Below are 2358 nucleotides of genomic sequence, written 5' to 3'. Positions count from 1 at the left end.
CCTGACCAAGCGCGTGGCGATCTATGCTCGTGTTTCCACGGCGGATAAAAACCAGACCGTCGAGAACCAGCTTCGTGACCTGCTGGCCGTGGCCGAACGACAAGGCTGGGAAGTGGTCGCCACCTTCACCGACGAAGGCATCTCCGGCGTTAAAGGTCGCGACCGGCGCCCCGGCTACGACGCTCTGCTCAAAGGCGTCGCTCGTCGTGAATTCGATCAGATCATGGCGTGGAGCGTGGACCGCCTTGGCCGCAGCCTGCCTGATCTCGTGGCTTTTCTGAACGATATCCAGTCCAAGTCCGTGGACCTCTATCTCCATCAACAGGGCCTCGACACTTCGACGCCCAGTGGCCGGATGATGTTCCAAATGCTGGGCGTCTTCGCCGAGTTCGAGCGCGCCATGATCCGTGAGCGCATCATGGCTGGGCTTCGTCGCACGACCAAGAAGAGCGGTCGTAAACCGATGCCTTCTGATCGTGTGGAAGCGATCAGGAAATCGTTGCTCGACGGTCTGGGCATCCGCGCCACCGCCCGCCTCCATCGTGCGTCCACGACCACGGTGACCGCGATCAAACGCTCTATGGAGACGGTGGAAGAGGACCGTCTGGAGAGCGTGGCCGCTTAAGGTAGACACATCATCTCCAGAAGCGGGCCGCGTTTCGCTGCGGTGCTGGCGTGTGACAGGGGCCGGCATCATGCACTTGGTGCCGACGCCGCGGCTCAGTATCGTGTCGAGAATTCAATAACGTAAAGGTCCACGATGGTGTCCGAACTAGGCATTCAAAGGGCGATGTATCGCTCAGCAATCGCCACAGGTCTCGTGTGGCTTACGTCCTGTGGACCTGCTGCCGAAACGATCCCGACGAGACCGACCCTATGGGATGTCGCCCCAGAAAGCAGTCGGTTGTCACGAATGCCTGTCGATGAGACGGGGGTGGGATCCCTAACCCGCTGTTGGCCCGTTGAGGGGTCATGGGACTGTCTCTACGTAATGGAAAGTCGGCACCAGAGTGCGGTTAACTATTTCGTTCAGAGGGTGATACAGCCCGAACTCTTACCCGGCGACTCGTGGTCTTTGGGAGAGAAGGCGAAGAGAATAGACTATTTATGCAGCTTCACGGTTGACTACCCCGGAGCGTTTCATGCCAAACACCTCGAAGAATCCTTGAGCCGAGACGGTGCGATCCTCAGAAACACCCGATACCCCGATAGCCCACAGATAGATAGCCGAGCGTGGACGTCTGATAAGGTCGGTAGCTTTGTATCTGAGAATGGCGGCGAAGGTGGAAGTATTTGGTTCAACTGCGATCATATTGCCCGGCTCGCGGCACAAGGTAGCAGCGAGACCTTCACTACATCTGCGCTCAGACACCGCGAATTATCAACCAGCGTCACGTCGAGACCGAAGTCGGTTCGGGCAGCGAATTCAACTAAAACTGCGGAACGGCCCAATCAAGCCTCGCTTGGACAGCAGCGACGCGCAAACAGTCTCTCGGCAACCCAGAGGGCGAAAGTAGAACTGTGGCGTGCCGAGAACCATGTCTGCCGGGGGGCAAATGACCCTGTGGCCGTTGACGTCGCTTGTGCAAAACGAGAGCAGATCGGTCTTGAACTAACCGCCGTCGGGCTCTGTTATGGACACCGAGATGACCGCGGAGGTATCGATTATATTTGGCATGTTTGCGAGGCGGGATCGGACCGTTGACCCATGCATTAGTCAGGCAAGAAAGACCGCGGAAAAGCCGATGCCTTCTGATCTTGTGGAAGCGATCAGGAAGTCGTTGAGAAGGTGTGGGCATCCGCGCGCCACCGCGCTCTTCACCGTGCCTCGCCCATGACGGTGACCGCTATCAAACGCACGCTGAAGAAGGTGGAAGAGGACCGTCAGGAGAGCGTGGCGCGTTAAGCCAGAACCGTTTTGGCCATCACGTGATCGGTTGCCGTTCCGAATACGAACCGCACTTCCACGCCGCCGTCGCCTCGCCCGAAAAAAGGAGCCTCAATCGGCTGGATATTGACGGCGACGAGTAGCTCCTTCGCTTCCTCAGCGGCGACCTGCTGGGCGAGCGGCGTAAGGTTGAGCCGCCCAACGTTAAATCCGGCAGCTTTCAATGCGTTTTCAAGCCGTCGCTCTACGGCGGTGACTTCGGTCGCCTCGATCACATGCGCCAACCGCCTCATCTCTCACTCCCCTGTCCCTGATCGACCGCCGACAACCCGGTCGCATGTCTTCGTTACGGCCTACCACAGCGTTGACCGGAACCGCCTCGATGACGATGGCTGGACGCTCCAGATCAGAGGCAACGCAATGACCGAGGAAAACCGCCCCCCGAAGAATCTCTTCGGGTGCGCCATCTT

2 protein-coding genes are annotated in these 2358 nt (G+C 58.6%); one reads left to right on the top strand and one right to left on the bottom strand.

From position 1 onward, the window contains the following. Positions 1–625: recombinase family protein (locus H9656_RS13955; protein WP_225212570.1), on the top strand; the 625-nt coding region annotated here is incomplete at its 5' end. A gap of 1277 nt (positions 626–1902) precedes the next feature. On the opposite strand, the gene H9656_RS13950 is transcribed toward H9656_RS13955, so the two are convergent. After that, positions 1903–2163, bottom strand: coding sequence for a hypothetical protein (locus H9656_RS13950; RefSeq protein WP_191744870.1), 261 nt, complete (start codon positions 2161–2163; stop codon positions 1903–1905). Positions 2164–2358: the final 195 nt, after the last annotated feature.

It is taken from the genome of Brevundimonas guildfordensis (assembly GCF_014836405.1).
GTDB classification, from domain to species: Bacteria; Pseudomonadota; Alphaproteobacteria; order Caulobacterales; family Caulobacteraceae; genus Brevundimonas; species Brevundimonas guildfordensis.
This window is presented reverse-complemented; position numbering and strand designations above follow the sequence as displayed.